The following is an 18,864-nucleotide window of genomic DNA, read 5'->3' on the forward strand; positions in this document are numbered from 1 at the left end:
CAAGCCGGGCTCTGTCAAGCCGCACAAGAAGTTCATGGCCGAAGCCTACATCCTGACGAAGGAAGAGGGTGGCCGTCATACGCCGTTCTTCACCAACTACCGTCCGCAGTTCTACTTCCGCACGACAGATGTGACGGGCATCGTGACGCTGCCGGAAGGCACGGAAATGGTCATGCCTGGCGACAACGTCACGGTTGCTGTCGAGCTGATCGTTCCGATCGCGATGGAAGAAAAGCTGCGCTTCGCCATCCGCGAAGGCGGCCGCACCGTCGGCGCCGGTATCGTTGCTTCGATCGTCGAGTAATCCTGGGATTACCCGAAATTCAGGAAAAACCCCGCTGGAAACGGCGGGGTTTTTTCGTTTTGATGCCTCTTCGGGTGTTTAACAGGTGTTGTAAAAATATCGTTAAATTGACCCGTCACAGTATTTTGTTCATCTCACATTCAGAAACCAGTTGTGATTGGCTCATTTTAGTCCAGACTCCTTCATGCAAAGAGGAGAGCCCGGATGATTCCAAAGGCCACGTTCGTTGCGACGATATTCGCGATGTATGTTTTCACGATGTTTTTCATCGCTGCAATTCCGCAGGAGGTTGTTCAGGCAGCCGGCGTGCAGATCGGCGACGTAAGCGTTGTAAAGTGACGATTTAAGCAGTTCATCGCAGGTTCTGCGGTGATCGGAAATGATCGGCCAGGTGCCCCGGACAGGGTGCTCCTGGCGACGCGGGGGTGAACCCTTGCAGGACGCTCGCTTGCTCTTCGCGCGGAAGCGTCTAACTATGCCTCCGATTTGATGACGCGGAGGATATTTCCCATGAAGAAGCGACTTCTGTTCACGGGCGGTTCGGGCAAGGCAGGTCGCCATACCGTGCCGTGGCTCGTTAATGCTGGTTACGAGGTTCACAACCTCGATCTCGTGCCGCTGGACAGTCCCGGCGTCACCAATCTCATTGCCGACATGACCGATAGCGGCCAGGTCTTCAATGCTCTGTCGATGCACCGCGATTTTCCCGATCTCGATGCGGGCAGGGGCGTGCAGCCCTTTGATGCCGTCGTGCATTTCGCCGCCATCCCACGCATTCTGATCAAGCCCGACAATGAGACTTTCCGCATCAACACGATGGGCACTTATAATGTCATCGAGGCGGCGGTGAAGCTCGGCATCAGGAAGATTATCGTCGCGTCCAGCGAGACGACCTACGGCGTCTGCTTCGCCGAAGGCCATCGCGATTTCCACCAGTTCCCGCTGGAGGAGGACTACGACGTCAATCCGATGGATTCTTACGGGCTTTCCAAGGTGGTCAACGAAAAGACGGCCCGCGCCTTTGCCGAGCGTTCGGGCTTCGACATCTATGCGTTGCGTATCGGTAACGTCATCGAACCGCACGAATATGAAAGGTTCCCCACCTATTTCGCCCATCCCGAGATGCGCAAGCGCATTGCCTGGAGCTATATCGACGCCCGCGATCTCGGACAGATCTGCCATCTCTGCATCGAAAAGGACGGTCTCGGCTATCAGGTCTTCAACGCGGCCAACGATACGGTGTCGGCCAACACGCCGTCGAGGGAGCTTGCCAAGCGATTCTTCCCGAACGTGCCCTTTGCCCGCGAGATCGGCGAATATGAAGGCCTGCTCTCCAACCGCAAGATTCGCGAGGTGCTGGGTTTTAAAGAAGAGCACGATTGGCGGAAATATGTGAAGGTCTGAACCCATATCGGTGGCGGGATGGGCAAGCCGATCGCTCGTAGATGCGCAGAATGGCTTTGAAAAACGAAAATCGTGCTTGCCAATCCGCTGTCGCCGTCTTAAAGGGAGCGCCATGCTTTTCAGCAGCGATTTGCGGGCCTTGGCCCAGCGCTGAATGATCAGCATGAAGGGGTATAGCTCAGTTGGTAGAGCGGCGGTCTCCAAAACCGCAGGTCGTAGGTTCGAGCCCTACTGCCCCTGCCATTTTCCTTGATGCGGGACAGCGCGGACATGCTCGCGGCATTCCGGCCGGGGATTGATGGGCAATGACTAATTTCGTTAAACTTCGGTTTCCCTCTTGTGTATTCGGAAATCGGTGTTTATTTAGGGTTCAACAGACACGCGGTGCGTGGGGCTGATAGTTTCAGCTTTACGCGCCGTAATTGCGTGGGCAGTCGATGGCATCCAAATCCAATCCGTTTGCGTTTCTGCAGCAGGTTCGCTCCGAGACGTCCAAAGTTACATGGCCATCGCGCCGCGAGACGATGATCTCGACGGTCATGGTGCTTGTGATGGTGGTTTTCGCCGCGCTGTTTTTCTTTGCCGCTGACCAGCTGATCGGCTGGGTTCTGAGCTTCGTGCTCAATACCGGCAACTGATACGGGTGGAGATGAAAATGGCGGCACGTTGGTACATCGTCCACGCATATTCAAATTTTGAAAAGAAGGTCGCTGAAGACATCGAGAACAAGGCTCGCCAGAAGGGGCTTGAGCACCTGTTCGAGAAGATCCTCGTGCCGACCGAAAAGGTGGTGGAAGTGCGTCGCGGCCGCAAGGTCGATTCTGAGCGCAAGTTCTTCCCGGGCTATGTCATGGTTCGCGCCAATCTGACTGACGAAGCCTACCACCTGATCAAGAATACGCCGAAGGTCACAGGTTTCCTCGGCTCCGACAACAAGCCTGTTCCGATTCCGGATCATGAAGCCGAGCGCATTCTCGGTCAGGTCCAGGAGGGTGTCGAGCGGCCGAAGGCCTCCATTACCTTCGAGATCGGCGAGCAGGTTCGCGTTTCCGACGGCCCGTTCGCGTCGTTCAACGGCACGGTTCAGGATGTGGACGAAGAGCGTTCGCGCCTGAAGGTTGAAGTGTCGATCTTCGGCCGCGCAACGCCGGTCGAGCTGGAATACGCTCAGGTCGAGAAGGTCTGATTGTAAGAGATTGGAAGCTGGCCCTTGCGGCCTGTTTCCCGCGGACCTTGTCCGCACCCGCGTGGAAGGTGAGGGGTCTTAGCCGGACCCTAATGATCCGCACCACGCAACCGCAGCCGCCGGAGAGATCCGGCATCACGGGCCGGGAAACCGGCCGTTCATGAAAGGCAGAGAGATATGGCTAAGAAAGTTGCAGGCCAGCTCAAGCTACAGGTCAAGGCAGGATCGGCAAACCCGTCCCCGCCGATTGGTCCGGCGCTTGGTCAGCGTGGCATTAACATCATGGAATTCTGCAAGGCGTTCAATGCCGCCACGCAGGAAATGGAAAAGGGTATGCCGATCCCGGTCGTCATCACCTATTACCAGGACAAGTCCTTCACCTTCGCGATGAAGCAGCCTCCGGTCAGCTACTGGCTGAAGAAGGAAGCGAAGATCACGTCCGGTTCCAAGACGCCCGGCAAGGGCGCCAAGGCCGGCTCCCTCACCAAGGCTCAGATCAAGTCGATCGCAGAAGCCAAGATGAAGGATCTGAACGCAGCGGATATCGAAGGTGCAATGGCGATGATCGAGGGCTCTGCCCGCGCCATGGGCCTGGAAGTGGTGGGTTAAGATCATGGCTGGTAAGCGCACGCAGAAGATCAACGAAGGTGTTGATCCCACCAAGCTTTACGCTCTGAGCCTGGCCATCGGCATGGTCAAGGAACGGGCTGTCGCCAAGTTCGACGAAACCATCGAAGTCTCGATGAACCTCGGCGTCGACCCGCGCCATGCGGACCAGATGGTTCGCGGCGTCGTCAACCTGCCGAACGGCACCGGCCGTACGGTTCGCGTTGCGGTTTTCGCACGTGGCGTCAAGGCTGATGAAGCCAAGGCTGCCGGTGCCGATATTGTCGGTGCTGAAGAGCTGGTCGAAATCGTCCAGGGCGGCAAGATCGAATTCGATCGCTGCATCGCCACCCCCGACATGATGCCGCTCGTCGGCCGTCTCGGTAAGGTTCTCGGCCCGCGCGGCATGATGCCGAACCCGAAGGTCGGCACCGTCACCATGGATGTCGCCGGAGCCGTCAAGGCTTCCAAGGGCGGTGCTGTCGAATTCCGCGTCGAGAAGGCTGGTATCGTCCATGCCGGCATCGGCAAGGCCTCTTTCGATGCCAAGGCTCTGGAAGAAAACATCCGCGCCTTCGCCGACGCCGTCATCAAGGCGAAGCCGGCTGGCGCCAAGGGCAACTACGTCAAGCGCGTGGCGATTTCTTCGACCATGGGCCCGGGCGTCAAGATCGAAGTCGGCTCGGTCACCGCAGCTCCGACTGCATAAGTTGATTGCCGGACCTCGGTCCGGTCACTGAAATTCCGGCCTCGCAAGGGGCCGGAATATTCCGGAGAAATCCGGAATCCTGTCCGAGATTGCAGGTGGTTTTCCCTTAATCACTTCGCCTGCATGAGACGGGTAAGACCCGAATTGCATGAAGTTCGCTTCTCGTAACTCGGTTCGAGCCTTGGATGCCTTGTGCCTCTTTAGCCTTGATTGGCGCGAGAGCGCGGGGGGACAGGATCCTCAAGCGTCGCTTGGGATCTCACATGATCCCGGGAGGCAAAGGCAACCCGGCGGGCCCGTTTTCGGTCCCGCCAACTGGAGATAGGCAGTGGAAAGAGCGGAAAAACGCGAATTCGTCACGGAACTGAGTGAAGTCTTCAAGGCTTCGGGCTCAGTTGTCGTGGCCCACTATGCTGGTGCCACAGTCGCGCAGATGAACGACTTTCGTTCGAAGATGCGCGCAGCTGGCGGTACCGTCAAAGTCGCGAAGAACCGCCTGGCCAAAATTGCCCTTCAGGGTACGGAAGCGGAAGGGATCACCGATCTCTTCAAGGGTCAGACGCTGATTGCATACAGCACCGATCCGATCACCGCTCCGAAGGTCGTCATGGATTTCGCCAAGACCAACGACAAGATCGTTGTTCTGGGCGGCGCCATGGGAACAACCACGCTCAACGCCGATGCAGTCAAGTCGCTTGCGACCCTGCCTTCGCTCGATGAGTTGCGTGCGAAGCTGCTGGGCATGATCCAGACACCGGCTACCCGCATCGCTGGGGTTGTTGCCGCACCGGCAAGCCAGCTTGCCCGCGTGTTTGCGGCCTACGCCAAGAAGGACGAAGCCGCTTAAGGCGGTTTTTCGCTGTTTATAATCAACCGGTTCGAACCGAACAAAAGGAACTAGTAAAATGGCTGATCTCGCAAAGATCGTTGACGACCTCTCCTCGCTGACCGTTCTGGAAGCTGCAGAACTGTCGAAGCTTCTCGAAGAAAAGTGGGGCGTTTCCGCTGCTGCTCCGGTAGCTGTTGCTGCCGCTGCTGGTGGTGCTGGCCCGGCTGTCGTTGAAGAAGAAAAGACCGAATTCGACGTCATCCTCGTCGAAGCCGGCGCCAACAAGATCAACGTCATCAAGGAAGTCCGCGCCATCACCGGTCTCGGCCTCAAGGAAGCCAAGGACCTCGTCGAAGGCGCTCCGAAGGCTGTCAAGGAAGGCGTCAACAAGGCTGAAGCCGCTGACATCAAGAAGAAGCTTGAAGACGCTGGCGCCAAGGCCGACGTCAAGTAATCTTGAAGTGCTTTTGGGAGGCAGTCTCTGCTGCCTCCCATTTGCCGTTTTTCTGAACGAATTACCCAAAAGCCGCGTCAAACCGGCTTTTGGGTAATGGGTTCTTCAAAAGGATAGTCTCGCACCGAGGGCAGCACAGCAATCCGAGCTGAGCGTTTTCGGGTGTCGGACGAGATTGGACTACTCATTGATAGACGGGATCGACTGGCCATCGGTTCCCGTCCGTTGCAGGCCCGGGTGCAAGATTTTGAAGGAGCGACGATGGCTCAGACCCTTTCGTTCAACGGTCGCAGGCGCGTACGCAAGTTTTTTGGTAAGATCCCCGAAGTCGCAGAAATGCCGAACCTCATCGAGGTTCAGAAGGCGTCCTACGACCAGTTTTTGATGGTTGAAGAGCCGAAAGGCGGCCGGCCCGACGAGGGCCTTCAGGCCGTTTTCAAGTCGGTTTTCCCGATCACCGATTTCTCCGGCGCTTCCATGCTCGAATTCGTGTCCTACGAGTTCGAACCGCCGAAGTTCGACGTTGACGAATGCCGTCAGCGCGACCTCACCTATGCAGCACCGCTGAAGGTGACGCTGCGCCTCATCGTGTTCGATATCGACGAGGATACCGGCGCGAAGTCGATCAAGGACATCAAGGAACAGTCCGTTTACATGGGCGACATGCCGCTCATGACCAACAACGGCACGTTCATCGTCAACGGCACCGAGCGCGTCATCGTCTCCCAGATGCACCGTTCGCCGGGCGTCTTCTTCGATCACGACAAGGGCAAAAGCCATTCTTCCGGCAAGCTGCTCTTTGCTGCCCGCGTCATCCCCTATCGCGGTTCCTGGCTCGATATCGAATTCGACGCCAAGGATATCGTCTACGCCCGTATCGACCGTCGCCGTAAGATCCCTGTCACCTCGCTGCTGATGGCGCTTGGCATGGACGGCGAGGAAATCCTCGACACCTTCTACACGAAGTCGCTCTACAAGCGCGACGGCGCAGGCTGGCGCATTCCCTTCAAGCCGGAAACCCTGAAGGGTGCCAAGGCGATCACCGAGATGGTCGACGCCGATACCGGCGAAGTCGTCGTGGAAGCCGGCAAGAAGCTGACCCCGCGTCTGCTTCGCACGCTCTCCGACAAGGGCCTGAAGGCGCTGAAGGCTGCCGACGACGATCTCTACGGCAACTACCTCGCCGGCGACATCGTCAACTACTCGACGGGCGAGATCTATCTCGAAGCCGGCGACGAAATCGACGAGAAGACGCTTGGCATCATCCTGGCCAACGGTTTCGACGAGATCCCGGTTCTCGGCATCGACCACATCAATGTCGGCGCCTACATCCGCAACACGCTTACCGCTGACAAGAACGAGAACCGTCAGGACGCTCTGTTCGACATCTACCGCGTCATGCGTCCGGGTGAACCGCCGACCATGGAATCGGCCGAAGCCATGTTCAACTCGCTGTTCTTCGATGCGGAGCGTTACGACCTCTCCGCCGTCGGCCGCGTCAAGATGAACATGCGTCTCGACCTGACGGTCGAAGACACCGTCCGCATCCTGCGCAAGGACGACATCCTGGCCGTGGTCAGGATGCTGGTCGAACTGCGCGACGGCAAGGGCGAGATCGACGACATCGACAACCTCGGCAACCGCCGTGTCCGCTCGGTCGGCGAGTTGATGGAAAACCAGTACCGTCTCGGCCTGCTCCGCATGGAGCGCGCGATCAAGGAACGCATGTCCTCGATCGAGATCGACACGGTCATGCCGCAGGATCTGATCAACGCCAAGCCGGCGGCTGCCGCCGTCCGCGAGTTCTTCGGTTCCTCGCAGCTTTCGCAGTTCATGGACCAGGTCAACCCGCTCTCGGAAATCACCCACAAGCGCCGTCTTTCGGCTCTTGGCCCGGGCGGTCTGACCCGTGAGCGCGCCGGCTTCGAAGTCCGCGACGTGCATCCGACCCACTACGGCCGTATTTGCCCGATCGAAACGCCGGAAGGCCCGAACATCGGTCTGATCAACTCGCTTGCGACCTTTGCCCGCGTCAACAAGTACGGCTTCATCGAAAGCCCGTACCGCCGCATCGTCGACGGCAAGGTGACGAGCGACGTGCTTTACCTCTCCGCCATGGAAGAGGCGAAGTACTACGTCGCCCAGGCCAACGCCGAAATGAACGCCGACGGTTCCTTCGTCGACGAGTTCGTCGTCTGCCGTCATGCCGGCGAAGTCATGCTGGCGCCGCGCGACAGCATGAACCTGATGGACGTTTCGCCGAAGCAGGTCGTCTCGGTCGCAGCCGCGCTCATCCCGTTCCTAGAAAACGACGACGCCAACCGCGCCCTCATGGGCTCGAACATGCAGCGTCAGGCTGTGCCGCTGCTGCGTGCCGAAGCCCCGTTCGTCGGTACCGGCATGGAGCCGGTCGTTGCCCGTGACTCAGGCGCTGCCATCGGCGCCCGTCGTGGCGGCGTGGTCGACCAAGTCGACGCGACGCGTATCGTTATCCGCGCCACCGAAGACCTCGAAGCCGGCAAATCCGGCGTCGATATCTACCGCCTGCAGAAGTTCCAGCGTTCGAACCAGAACACCTGCGTCAACCAGCGTCCGCTGGTCACCGTCGGTGACGAGGTCAACCGCGGCGACATTCTCGCCGACGGCCCGTCGACCGATCTCGGCGACCTGGCGCTCGGCCGCAACGCGCTCGTCGCGTTCATGCCCTGGAACGGTTACAACTACGAAGACTCGATCCTGCTCTCCGAGCGTATCGTGGCCGACGACGTGTTCACCTCCATCCACATCGAAGAATTCGAAGTGATGGCGCGCGACACCAAGCTTGGTCCTGAGGAAATCACCCGCGACATTCCGAACGTTTCGGAAGAAGCGCTGAAGAACCTCGACGAAGCCGGCATCGTCTATATCGGCGCCGAAGTTCAGCCGGGCGATATCCTCGTCGGCAAGATCACCCCGAAGGGCGAAAGCCCGATGACGCCGGAAGAAAAGCTTCTGCGCGCCATCTTCGGCGAAAAGGCCTCCGACGTGCGCGACACCTCCATGCGCATGCCGCCCGGCACTTACGGCACGATCGTCGAAGTTCGCGTCTTCAACCGCCATGGCGTCGAGAAGGACGAGCGCGCGATGGCAATCGAGCGCGAAGAGATCGAGCGTCTTGCAAAGGACCGCGACGACGAGCAGGCTATCCTCGACCGTAACGTCTACGGCCGTCTGATCGAAATGCTGCGCGGCCAGGCTTCCATCGCCGGTCCGAAGGGCTTCAAGAAGGGCACGGAGCTTTCGAACGCCGTCGTCTCCGAATATCCCCGCTCGCAGTGGTGGATGTTCGCGGTCGAAGACGAGAAGGTTCAGAGCGAGCTCGAAGCGCTCCGCGGCCAGTACGACGAATCCAAGTCGCGCCTTGAACAGCGCTTCATGGACAAGGTCGAGAAGGTCCAGCGCGGCGATGAAATGCCTCCTGGCGTCATGAAGATGGTCAAGGTCTTCGTCGCCGTGAAGCGCAAGATCCAGCCGGGCGACAAGATGGCCGGCCGTCACGGCAACAAGGGCGTCGTCTCGCGCATTGTGCCTGTCGAGGACATGCCGTTCCTTGAAGACGGCACGCATGTCGACGTCGTTCTGAACCCGCTCGGTGTCCCCTCGCGCATGAACGTCGGTCAGATCCTTGAAACCCACCTGGGTTGGGCTTGCGCCGGCATGGGTCGCCAGATCGGCGAACTGATCGAGGCATACAAGGCCAATGGCAACATCGAGCCGCTGCGCAAGACCATCGGCGATGTCGTCGGTGATGGTCCGAAGGCCGAACAGGTCCACGAGTTCGACGACGAGTCCGTTCTGCGTCTCGCTGACCAGTGGAAGCGCGGTGTTTCGATTGCGACGCCGGTCTTCGACGGTGCCCATGAGGGCGACGTCAACGACATGCTGCGTCTGGCGGGTCTCAAGGACACCGGTCAGTCGACGCTTTATGACGGCCGTACCGGCGAGCAGTTCGACCGCCAGGTGACTGTGGGCTACATCTACATGCTGAAGCTCAACCACCTGGTCGACGACAAGATCCATGCCCGTTCGATCGGACCTTACTCGCTCGTGACCCAGCAGCCGCTGGGGGGCAAGGCGCAGTTCGGCGGCCAGCGCTTCGGCGAAATGGAAGTCTGGGCGCTCGAAGCATACGGCGCGGCCTACACGCTGCAGGAAATGCTGACGGTGAAGTCGGACGACGTCGCCGGCCGCACCAAGGTCTACGAAGCCATCGTCCGCGGAGACGACACGTTCGAAGCCGGTATTCCGGAAAGCTTCAACGTTCTCGTCAAGGAGATGCGCTCGCTGGGCCTCAGCGTCGAACTCGAAAACACCAAGCTTGACGAGGCGCAGGCAGCTCAGCTGCCCGACGCGGCCGAGTAAGCACCTGATAGGGCGTGCGCTGCCAATGCGGCGCACGCCGGTCCCGCCGGGCGCCGTATCCGTATCGGCCCTGCAGGGAAGTTTCGCCGCAGCTTGCGGTTATTCTCGTTTAAGCGAGGGAGGCGGCTCCCGGGAATTTGCCGCCGTCCATCGCATTTTGAGGGCGCTTTAGCCCATGAAGGAGACAGGCATGAACCAAGAGGTCATGAATCTTTTCAATCCGCAGGTGCCTGCACAGAATTTCGATTCCATTCGGATTTCGATCGCGTCTCCGGAGAAGATCCTCTCCTGGTCCTACGGCGAGATCAAGAAGCCGGAAACCATCAACTACCGCACGTTCAAGCCGGAACGCGACGGTCTGTTCTGCGCGCGCATCTTCGGGCCGATCAAGGACTACGAATGCCTGTGCGGCAAGTACAAGCGCATGAAGTACAAGGGCATCATCTGCGAAAAGTGCGGCGTTGAAGTCACGCTGTCGCGCGTTCGCCGTGAGCGCATGGGCCATATCGAGCTCGCCGCTCCCGTTGCCCACATCTGGTTCCTGAAGTCGTTGCCGTCGCGCATTTCGACGTTGCTCGACATGACGCTGAAGGATGTCGAGCGCGTCCTCTATTTCGAAAACTACATCGTCACCGAGCCGGGCCTGACTGCTCTTAAGGAGCACCAGCTCCTCTCGGAAGAAGAGTATATGCTCGCCGTTGACGAATACGGCGAAGACCAGTTCACCGCGATGATCGGCGCTGAGGCGATCTACGAGATGCTGGCCTCGATGAACCTCGAAAAGATCGCTGGCGATCTGCGCGCCGAGCTTGCCGACACCACGTCGGACCTCAAGCAGAAGAAGCTGATGAAGCGCCTGAAGATCGTCGAGAACTTCATGGAATCGGGCAACCGTCCGGAATGGATGATCATGAAGGTCGTTCCGGTCATCCCGCCGGATCTGCGTCCGCTGGTGCCGCTCGACGGCGGCCGTTTCGCGACCTCGGATCTGAACGATCTCTATCGCCGCGTCATCAACCGCAACAACCGTCTGAAGCGCCTCATCGAGCTTCGTGCGCCTGGCATCATCATCCGCAACGAAAAGCGCATGCTGCAGGAATCGGTTGATGCGCTGTTCGACAACGGCCGTCGCGGCCGCGTCATCACCGGCGCCAACAAGCGTCCGCTGAAGTCGCTCTCCGACATGCTGAAGGGCAAGCAGGGCCGCTTCCGCCAGAACCTGCTCGGCAAGCGCGTCGACTATTCCGGCCGTTCGGTCATCGTCACCGGTCCGGAACTGAAGCTGCACCAGTGCGGCCTGCCGAAGAAGATGGCGCTCGAACTCTTCAAGCCGTTCATCTACGCCCGCCTCGACGCCAAGGGTTACTCCTCGACCGTCAAGCAGGCCAAGAAGCTGGTCGAAAAGGAAAAGCCTGAAGTCTGGGATATCCTCGACGAGGTCATCCGCGAGCATCCGGTTCTGCTGAACCGCGCGCCGACGCTGCACCGCCTGGGCATCCAGGCCTTCGAACCCACCCTGGTCGAAGGCAAGGCGATCCAGCTGCATCCGCTCGTCTGCACGGCCTTCAACGCCGACTTCGACGGCGACCAGATGGCCGTTCACGTGCCGCTGTCGCTCGAAGCCCAGCTCGAAGCCCGCGTGCTGATGATGTCGACCAACAACATCCTGCATCCGGCCAACGGTGCGCCGATCATCGTTCCCTCGCAGGACATGGTTCTCGGCCTCTACTACCTGTCGATCCTGAACCAGAACGAGCCGGGCGAAGGCATGGCCTTCTCCGATCTCGGCGAGCTGCATCACGCCCTCGAAAGCAAGGTCGTCACGCTGCACACCAAGATCCGCGGCCGCTTCAAGTCGGTCGACGAGGATGGCAAGCCCTACTCGAAGATCTATGAGACGACGCCTGGCCGTCTTCTCATCGGCGAACTGCTGCCGAAGAACGGCAAGGTGCCTTTCGACATCTGCAACCAGGAAATGACCAAGAAGAACATCTCCAAGATGATCGACACGGTCTACCGTCACTGCGGCCAGAAGGACACGGTCATCTTCTGCGACCGCATCATGCAGCTCGGCTTCTCCCATGCCTGCCGCGCCGGCATTTCGTTCGGCAAGGACGACATGGTCATTCCGGATGCCAAGGCCAAGATCGTTGCCGACACCGAAAGCCTGGTGAAGGAATACGAGCAGCAGTATAATGACGGCCTGATCACCCAGGGCGAAAAGTACAACAAGGTTGTCGACGCCTGGGGCAAGGCGACCGAAAAGGTCGCCGAAGAAATGATGGCCCGCATTAAGGCGGTCGAATTCGATGACAAGACCGGCCGTCAGAAGCCGATGAACTCGATCTACATGATGAGCCATTCCGGCGCCCGCGGTTCTCCGAACCAGATGCGCCAGCTGGGCGGCATGCGCGGCCTCATGGCCAAGCCGTCGGGTGAAATCATCGAGACGCCGATCATCTCGAACTTCAAGGAAGGCCTGACCGTCAACGAGTACTTCAACTCGACGCACGGCGCCCGCAAGGGTCTGGCAGACACCGCCTTGAAGACCGCCAACTCCGGCTACCTGACCCGCCGTCTCGTCGACGTCGCGCAGGATTGCATCGTCACGCACGTCGATTGCGGAACGCAGACGGGCCTCACCATGACCGCCATCGTCGATGCCGGCCAGGTGGTTGCCTCGATCGGCGCCCGCATCCTCGGCCGCACGGCGCTTGACGATATCGATCATCCGATCACGGGTGAGCGCATCGTCGATGCCGGCAAGATGATCCTCGAGCCTGATGTCGTCGAAATCGAGAAGGCCGGTATCCAGTCGATCCGCATTCGTTCGGCGCTGACCTGCGAAATCCAGACCGGCGTCTGCTCGGTCTGCTATGGCCGCGACCTCGCACGCGGCACGCCTGTCAACATGGGCGAAGCCGTCGGCGTCATCGCTGCTCAGTCGATCGGTGAACCGGGCACTCAGCTCACCATGCGCACCTTCCACCTTGGCGGTACGGCAACCGTGGTCGACCAGTCGTTCCTGGAAGCCTCGTACGAAGGTACGGTGCAGATCAAGAACCGCAACATCCTGCGCAACTCCGATGGCAATCTCGTTGCCATGGGCCGCAACATGACCGTCCAGATCCTGGACGAGCGTGGCGTGGAACGGTCTTCGCAGCGTGTGGCTTATGGTTCGAAGCTGCATGTCGACGAAGGCGACAAGGTCAAGCGCGGCCAGCGTCTGGCGGAGTGGGATCCTTACACCCGTCCGATGATGACCGAAGTCGCCGGTACCGTTCAGTTCGAAGACCTGGTCGACGGTCTATCCGTTCTGGAAGCGACCGACGAATCCACCGGCATCACCAAGCGTCAGGTCATCGACTGGCGTTCGACCCCGCGCGGTTCGGACCTCAAGCCGGCGATCGTCATCAAGGATGCCAGCGGCAATGTCGCGAAGCTGTCGCGTGGTGGTGACGCCCGCTTCCTGCTCTCGGTCGACGCTATCTTGTCGGTCGAGCCGGGCACCAAGGTCTCCCAGGGTGACGTGCTTGCGCGTTCGCCGCTGGAAAGCGCCAAGACTAAGGACATCACCGGCGGTCTGCCGCGTGTTGCCGAGCTGTTCGAAGCCCGCCGTCCGAAGGACCACGCCATCATCGCAGAGATCGATGGTACGATCCGCCTCGGCCGCGACTACAAGAACAAGCGCCGCGTCATCATCGAGCCGGCGGAAGACGGTGTTGAGCCTGTCGAATACCTGATCCCGAAGGGCAAGCCCTTCCACCTTCAGGAAGGCGACTATATCGAAAAGGGTGACTACATCCTCGACGGTAACCCGGCTCCGCACGACATCCTGGCAATCAAGGGCGTGGAGGCTCTGGCCTCCTACCTCGTCAACGAGATCCAGGAAGTCTACCGCTTGCAGGGCGTTGTCATCAACGACAAGCACATCGAGGTGATTGTCCGTCAGATGCTGCAGAAGGTGGAAATCACCGATGCAGGCGACTCGACCTATATCGTCGGCGACAATGTCGACCGGATCGAGCTCGAAGACGTCAACGATCATCTGATCGAGCAGGGCAAGAAGCCCGCCTACGGCGATCCGGTTCTTCTCGGCATCACCAAGGCGTCGCTGCAGACCCCGTCCTTCATCTCGGCCGCGTCCTTCCAGGAAACGACCAAGGTGCTGACGGAAGCTGCCATCGCCGGCAAGACCGACGGCCTGCAGGGTCTGAAGGAAAACGTCATCGTCGGCCGCCTCATCCCGGCCGGCACCGGCGGCACCATGACCCAGATCCGCCGTATCGCCACGTCGCGCGACGAGCTGATCCTCGAAGAGCGCCGCAAGGGCACCGGCTCGGCCGTTGCCACGCCGATGCTGCAGGACATGGCTGAAAAGGCTCCGGCCGCGGAATAATCCGCGGTTGAAGTCCACCAATTGAAAAACCGCCCGGAGCGATCCGGGCGGTTTTTGTTTTTAGTCTGCTTTGGGGGAGGGAGCGCTTGCCCCGCTTTTGGCTTGGCGACCGGCAGCCGTAAGCGGCGGCTCCCTTAGTTGAAGCGGATGATCGCGACCTCGCCGTCGACGGCACCTTGGTAGGCAGAGGCGTGCGGCTCTTCGGCGGGCACCTCGGTCAGCATGCCGATCTGGTCGAGATCGGCCTCGATGAAGCCTTCCTCGGCAAGAGCGTTCAAGGCCTCGCGCACGGCCGTGTCGTCGTCGGGCGCCTTCAGCATGATGTGCAGGTCGATGCCTTCGCTGTCGTCGGACTCGTAGCCTTTGCCGATGATGATGAAGATCATCGGTCCGTCGAAATTATTGTCGTTATCAGGTGTCGTAATCATCGCCTGTCCTTCGGCTCTTTGACGATTCGGTCGCTCGAATCCTGCTGTGAGGGCCGCACGCCGCAATTGCTGATTCCTTAACTGCTTTTGCCGCGATGCCCAAGTTTTTATCTTGGTGCACGGCCGCCATTTCGTCTAGAAGGATGAAATCAGGGCGTTAGGCCCGCAGATCAAGGCGATACGGCGAGTTTATTTCTTAACCGGCCTTGACGAGAGGGGTGGAAACCAGTAGTACCCCGGCCATCAGATCCCATGTGAGGCTTGGCTGTTCGGGGCGACGCGCCCTGAAGTTCACCTCAAACAAGGTTCTAAACGCACGTTGAAGTCATGATGCTGCACGCACGACGCATATTTTATGCGTCCTCTGCTCCTTGTGGTCCATCTGCGGAAGCGGATCGGGCCATATTTTGCGCATTGACGGAAGCATGCGTCACTGCCGGAGACGGCGCGAGTTCAAGCCCGCAAGGGTACTGAGATAAAACGTAAGGGATGGTTGAATGCCTACCGTAAACCAGCTGATCCGCAAGCCTCGCCAGGCGAACGTAAAGCGTAACAAGGTTCCCGCACTCCAGGAGAACCCGCAGAAGCGCGGCGTTTGCACGCGCGTCTATACGACGACGCCAAAGAAGCCGAACTCGGCTCTGCGTAAGGTCGCAAAGATCCGCCTGACCAACGGCTTCGAAGTCATTGGTTACATCCCCGGCGAAGGTCACAACCTTCAGGAACACTCTGTCGTCATGATCCGTGGCGGCCGCGTCAAGGACCTTCCGGGTGTCCGTTATCACATCATCCGCGGCGTTCTCGATACCCAGGGTGTCAAGAACCGCAAGCAGCGCCGCTCCAAGTACGGCGCGAAGCGTCCGAAGTAATTCGGTTTTGAATAATCCGGCGCTGCGCGAGGTCCTCCGCGTGATGAAGTGCCTTAACGGTTGAAGAGACGAAAAGTATGTCCAGACGTCATAAAGCAGAAAAGCGCGAGATCAATCCGGACCCGAAGTTCGGCGATCTCGTCGTCACCAAGTTCATGAATGCCATCATGCTCGACGGCAAGAAGTCCGTTGCTGAAAACATTGTCTATGGCGCGTTCGACGTCGTCCAGGGCAAGTCCAAGCAGGAGCCGCTCACGGTATTCCATTCTGCGCTCGACAACATTGCCCCGCACGTTGAAGTTCGCTCGCGCCGCGTCGGTGGTGCGACCTATCAGGTCCCGGTCGATGTTCGTCCGGAGCGCCGCCAGGCTCTCGCCATTCGCTGGCTGATCGCTGCGGCTCGCAAGCGCAATGAAACGACTATGGTTGACCGCCTTTCCGGCGAACTGCTCGATGCGTCCAACAACCGCGGCTCCGCCGTCAAGAAGCGCGAAGACACGCACAAGATGGCTGACGCCAACCGCGCGTTCTCGCACTATCGCTGGTAATTCCGAACGGTATCGAAAGGCAGTCCACAATGGCTCGCGAATATAAAATCGAAGACTACCGCAATTTCGGTATCATGGCGCATATCGACGCCGGCAAGACCACGACCACCGAGCGTATTCTTTATTACACCGGCAAGTCGCACAAGATCGGCGAAGTCCACGACGGCGCAGCCACCATGGACTGGATGGAGCAGGAGCAGGAGCGTGGCATCACGATCACCTCGGCTGCCACCACGACCTTCTGGAAGGGCCGTGACGGCAAGATGCGCCGCTTCAACATCATCGACACCCCCGGCCACGTCGACTTCACCATCGAAGTCGAGCGTTCGCTGCGCGTTCTCGACGGCGCCATCGCGCTGCTCGACGCCAACGCCGGTGTTGAGCCGCAGACAGAAACCGTCTGGCGCCAGGCCGAGAAGTACAATGTCCCGCGGATGATCTTCTGCAACAAGATGGACAAGACCGGCGCCGACTTCTACCGCTCCGTCGAGATGATCAAGACCCGTCTTGGCGCAACGGCTGTCGTCATGCAGCTGCCGATCGGTGCCGAAACCGAATTCAAGGGCGTCATCGACCTGATCGAGATGAACGCTCTCATCTGGCGCGACGAGTCGCTCGGCGCCCAGTGGGATGTCGTCGAGATCCCCGAGGACATGAAGGCCAAGGCTGAAGAATATCGCGAAAAGCTGATCGAGACGGTCGTCGACATCGACGAAGCCGCGATGGAAGCCTATCTCGAAGGCATTCTGCCCGACAACGATCAGATCCGTGCACTGGTTCGCCGCGGCACGATCGACGTCAAGTTCCACCCGATGTTCTGCGGCACCGCCTTCAAGAACAAGGGCGTACAGCCGCTGCTCGACGCCGTTGTCGACTACCTGCCGTCGCCGATGGACATCCCGGCGATCAAGGGCATCGACTTCAAGACTGAAGCTGACATCGAGCGTCACGCGGACGACAGCGAGCCGCTTTCCATGCTCGCCTTCAAGATCATGAACGACCCCTTCGTCGGTTCGCTGACCTTCGCCCGCATCTACTCCGGCAAGCTCGAAAAGGGCGCGTCGGTCATGAACACGGTCAAGGACAAGCGCGAGCGCGTCGGCCGCATGCTGCAGATGCACTCCAACTCGCGTGAAGACATCGAAGAAGCCTTTGCAGGCGACATCGTCGCTCTCGCCGGCCTCAAGGAAACCACGACGGGCGACACGCTCTGCGATCCGCTGAAGCCGGTTATCCTCGAGCGTATGGAATTCCCCGAGCCGGTCATCCAGATCGCCATCGAGCCGAAGACCAAGGGCGACCAGGAAAAGATGGGCCTCGCGCTCAACCGCCTGGCTGCAGAAGATCCGTCCTTCCGCGTCAAGACCGACCAGGAATCCGGCCAGACCATCATCGCCGGCATGGGCGAACTGCATCTCGACATCATCGTCGACCGCATGCGTCGTGAATTCAAGGTCGAAGCAACCGTCGGCGCGCCGCAGGTTGCCTACCGCGAAACCATCACGCGCCAGCACGAAGAAGACTACACGCACAAGAAGCAGTCCGGCGGTACCGGCCAGTTCGCGCGCGTCAAGATCGTCTTCGAACCGAACCCGGAAGGCGACGAATTCAAGTTCGAATCGAAGATCGTCGGTGGTTCTGTTCCGAAGGAATACATCCCCGGCGTCCAGAAGGGCATCGAAAGCGTCCTGTCTTCGGGTCCGCTGGCTGGCTTCCCGATGCTCGGCGTCAAGGCGACCCTCATCGACGGCGCCTTCCACGACGTCGACTCCTCGGTTCTCGCCTTCGAAATCGCATCGCGTGCCTGCTTCCGTGAAGCAGCCAAGAAGGCCGGCGCTCAGCTGCTCGAGCCGATGATGAAGGTCGAAGTCGTTACCCCGGAAGATTATGTCGGCGACGTCATCGGCGACCTGAACTCCCGTCGCGGTCAGATCCAGGGCCAGGAAAGCCGTGGTATCGCCGTCGTCATCAACGCGAACGTTCCGCTCGCGAACATGTTCAAGTACGTCGACAACCTGCGCTCCATGTCTCAGGGCCGCGCCCAGTACACGATGACCTTCGATCACTATTCGCCGGTCCCGTCGAACGTCGCAACAGAAATCCAGGCAAAGTATTCCGGTCAGAAGTGACCGGAATACCAATTGACCGATAACAAGAATTAGATCCCCTCGGGGACTAGCAAAACGGAGAGCCGAAAATGGCAAAGAGTAAGTTTGAGCGCAACAAGCCGCACGTCAACATCGGCACGATCGGCCACGTTGACCACGGCAAGACGTCTCTGACGGCAGCGATCACGAAGTACTTCGGTGAGTTCAAGGCGTACGACCAGATCGACGCTGCTCCGGAAGAAAAGGCCCGTGGCATCACCATTTCGACGGCCCACGTCGAATATGAGACGCCGGCCCGCCACTACGCGCACGTCGACTGCCCCGGCCACGCCGACTACGTCAAGAACATGATCACCGGTGCTGCCCAGATGGACGGCGCGATCCTGGTGTGCTCGGCCGCTGACGGCCCGATGCCGCAGACGCGCGAACACATCCTGCTGGCCCGCCAGGTCGGCGTTCCGGCGATCGTTGTGTTCCTGAACAAGGTCGACCAGGTTGACGACGCCGAGCTTCTCGAACTTGTCGAGCTCGAAGTTCGCGAACTGCTGTCGTCCTACGACTTCCCGGGCGACGATATCCCGGTGGTCAAGGGTTCGGCGCTTGCTGCTCTCGAAGATTC

At 59.6% G+C, this 18,864-nt stretch carries 15 protein-coding genes, 1 tRNA gene and 1 pseudogene; 16 read left to right on the top strand and 1 reads right to left on the bottom strand.

The genetic code is table 11. The features are described from left to right. From tuf to rpoC, 12 genes and pseudogenes are all read left to right on the top strand, one after another. Positions 1-304: pseudogene (gene tuf, locus RLEG4DRAFT_RS17505) on the top strand (elongation factor Tu); the annotation flags it as partial. Between the two features lie 204 nt (positions 305-508). After that, the gene (locus tag RLEG4DRAFT_RS52970; RefSeq protein WP_003573829.1) at positions 509-643 is read left to right on the top strand and encodes a hypothetical protein; all 135 of its coding nucleotides are present in this window, start codon (positions 509-511) and stop codon (positions 641-643) included. Positions 644-814: 171 nt separating this feature from the next. Continuing rightward, entirely contained in the window at positions 815-1,708 is an 894-nt protein-coding gene (locus RLEG4DRAFT_RS17510) for an NAD-dependent epimerase/dehydratase family protein (RefSeq protein WP_003578657.1), read from the top strand. 167 nt (positions 1,709-1,875) lie between these two features. Then, a tRNA-Trp gene (locus RLEG4DRAFT_RS17515) sits at positions 1,876-1,951 on the top strand. 194 nt (positions 1,952-2,145) lie between these two features. Next, positions 2,146-2,346 carry a preprotein translocase subunit SecE gene (gene secE, locus RLEG4DRAFT_RS17520; protein WP_003573826.1) on the top strand — a complete coding sequence of 67 codons (201 nt, stop codon included), beginning with the start codon at positions 2,146-2,148 and terminating at the stop codon, positions 2,344-2,346. A gap of 17 nt (positions 2,347-2,363) precedes the next feature. After that, on the top strand, positions 2,364-2,894 hold the full coding sequence (nusG, locus tag RLEG4DRAFT_RS17525; RefSeq protein ID WP_003573823.1) for a transcription termination/antitermination protein NusG: 531 nt from the start codon (positions 2,364-2,366) through the stop codon (positions 2,892-2,894). 177 nt (positions 2,895-3,071) lie between these two features. Beyond that, on the top strand, positions 3,072-3,503 hold the full coding sequence (gene rplK / locus RLEG4DRAFT_RS17530) for a 50S ribosomal protein L11 (RefSeq protein ID WP_003547518.1): 432 nt from the start codon (positions 3,072-3,074) through the stop codon (positions 3,501-3,503). Positions 3,504-3,507: 4 nt separating this feature from the next. Then, a complete protein-coding gene (gene rplA / locus RLEG4DRAFT_RS17535; RefSeq protein WP_003573821.1) occupies positions 3,508-4,209 on the top strand; it encodes a 50S ribosomal protein L1 in 702 nt (233 codons plus the stop codon). Positions 4,210-4,537: 328 nt separating this feature from the next. Continuing rightward, positions 4,538-5,056 (top strand): 50S ribosomal protein L10, encoded by a 519-nt coding sequence (gene rplJ / locus RLEG4DRAFT_RS17540; RefSeq protein ID WP_003573819.1) that lies wholly within the window; start codon positions 4,538-4,540, stop codon positions 5,054-5,056. 58 nt (positions 5,057-5,114) lie between these two features. Next, complete coding sequence (rplL, locus tag RLEG4DRAFT_RS17545; RefSeq protein WP_003578658.1) at positions 5,115-5,492, top strand: 50S ribosomal protein L7/L12; 378 nt, start codon at positions 5,115-5,117, stop codon at positions 5,490-5,492. Positions 5,493-5,753: 261 nt separating this feature from the next. Then, positions 5,754-9,893: a DNA-directed RNA polymerase subunit beta gene (rpoB, locus tag RLEG4DRAFT_RS17550; protein WP_003573813.1), complete on the top strand. Its 4,140-nt coding sequence runs from the start codon at positions 5,754-5,756 to the stop codon at positions 9,891-9,893. A 190-nt stretch (positions 9,894-10,083) separates the two neighbouring features. Then, positions 10,084-14,292 (top strand): DNA-directed RNA polymerase subunit beta', encoded by a 4,209-nt coding sequence (rpoC, locus tag RLEG4DRAFT_RS17555; protein WP_003578660.1) that lies wholly within the window; start codon positions 10,084-10,086, stop codon positions 14,290-14,292. A 134-nt stretch (positions 14,293-14,426) separates the two neighbouring features. On the opposite strand, the gene RLEG4DRAFT_RS17560 is transcribed toward rpoC, so the two are convergent. After that, positions 14,427-14,720: a hypothetical protein gene (locus RLEG4DRAFT_RS17560; protein ID WP_003573810.1), complete on the bottom strand. Its 294-nt coding sequence runs from the start codon at positions 14,718-14,720 to the stop codon at positions 14,427-14,429. A 497-nt stretch (positions 14,721-15,217) separates the two neighbouring features. Between RLEG4DRAFT_RS17560 and rpsL the strand changes: the two genes are divergently transcribed. The 4 genes from rpsL to RLEG4DRAFT_RS17580 form a co-directional block, all read left to right on the top strand. Then, the gene (rpsL, locus tag RLEG4DRAFT_RS17565) at positions 15,218-15,589 is read left to right on the top strand and encodes a 30S ribosomal protein S12 (protein WP_003547537.1); all 372 of its coding nucleotides are present in this window, start codon (positions 15,218-15,220) and stop codon (positions 15,587-15,589) included. Positions 15,590-15,666: 77 nt separating this feature from the next. Continuing rightward, positions 15,667-16,137 (top strand): 30S ribosomal protein S7, encoded by a 471-nt coding sequence (gene rpsG / locus RLEG4DRAFT_RS17570; protein WP_003578662.1) that lies wholly within the window; start codon positions 15,667-15,669, stop codon positions 16,135-16,137. 29 nt (positions 16,138-16,166) lie between these two features. After that, complete coding sequence (gene fusA, locus RLEG4DRAFT_RS17575; RefSeq protein WP_003573805.1) at positions 16,167-18,266, top strand: elongation factor G; 2,100 nt, start codon at positions 16,167-16,169, stop codon at positions 18,264-18,266. A 68-nt stretch (positions 18,267-18,334) separates the two neighbouring features. Then, on the top strand, positions 18,335-18,864 hold a 530-nt coding region (locus RLEG4DRAFT_RS17580; protein WP_003578664.1), incomplete at its 3' end, for a GTP-binding protein.

Source organism: Rhizobium leguminosarum bv. trifolii WSM2297, assembly GCF_000271845.1.

Coding starts and splice junctions, on each gene's coding strand:
- nusG (WP_003573823.1), top strand. CDS start 2,364: ATGGCGGCACGTTGGTACATCGTCCACGCATATTCAAATTTTGAAAAG.
- fusA (WP_003573805.1), top strand. CDS start 16,167: ATGGCTCGCGAATATAAAATCGAAGACTACCGCAATTTCGGTATCATG.
- rpoC (WP_003578660.1), top strand. CDS start 10,084: ATGAACCAAGAGGTCATGAATCTTTTCAATCCGCAGGTGCCTGCACAG.
- RLEG4DRAFT_RS17510 (WP_003578657.1), top strand. CDS start 815: ATGAAGAAGCGACTTCTGTTCACGGGCGGTTCGGGCAAGGCAGGTCGC.
- rplL (WP_003578658.1), top strand. CDS start 5,115: ATGGCTGATCTCGCAAAGATCGTTGACGACCTCTCCTCGCTGACCGTT.
- RLEG4DRAFT_RS17560 (WP_003573810.1), bottom strand. CDS start 14,720: ATGATTACGACACCTGATAACGACAATAATTTCGACGGACCGATGATC.
- rplK (WP_003547518.1), top strand. CDS start 3,072: ATGGCTAAGAAAGTTGCAGGCCAGCTCAAGCTACAGGTCAAGGCAGGA.
- rpsL (WP_003547537.1), top strand. CDS start 15,218: ATGCCTACCGTAAACCAGCTGATCCGCAAGCCTCGCCAGGCGAACGTA.
- rpoB (WP_003573813.1), top strand. CDS start 5,754: ATGGCTCAGACCCTTTCGTTCAACGGTCGCAGGCGCGTACGCAAGTTT.
- RLEG4DRAFT_RS52970 (WP_003573829.1), top strand. CDS start 509: ATGATTCCAAAGGCCACGTTCGTTGCGACGATATTCGCGATGTATGTT.
- rpsG (WP_003578662.1), top strand. CDS start 15,667: ATGTCCAGACGTCATAAAGCAGAAAAGCGCGAGATCAATCCGGACCCG.
- rplA (WP_003573821.1), top strand. CDS start 3,508: ATGGCTGGTAAGCGCACGCAGAAGATCAACGAAGGTGTTGATCCCACC.
- secE (WP_003573826.1), top strand. CDS start 2,146: ATGGCATCCAAATCCAATCCGTTTGCGTTTCTGCAGCAGGTTCGCTCC.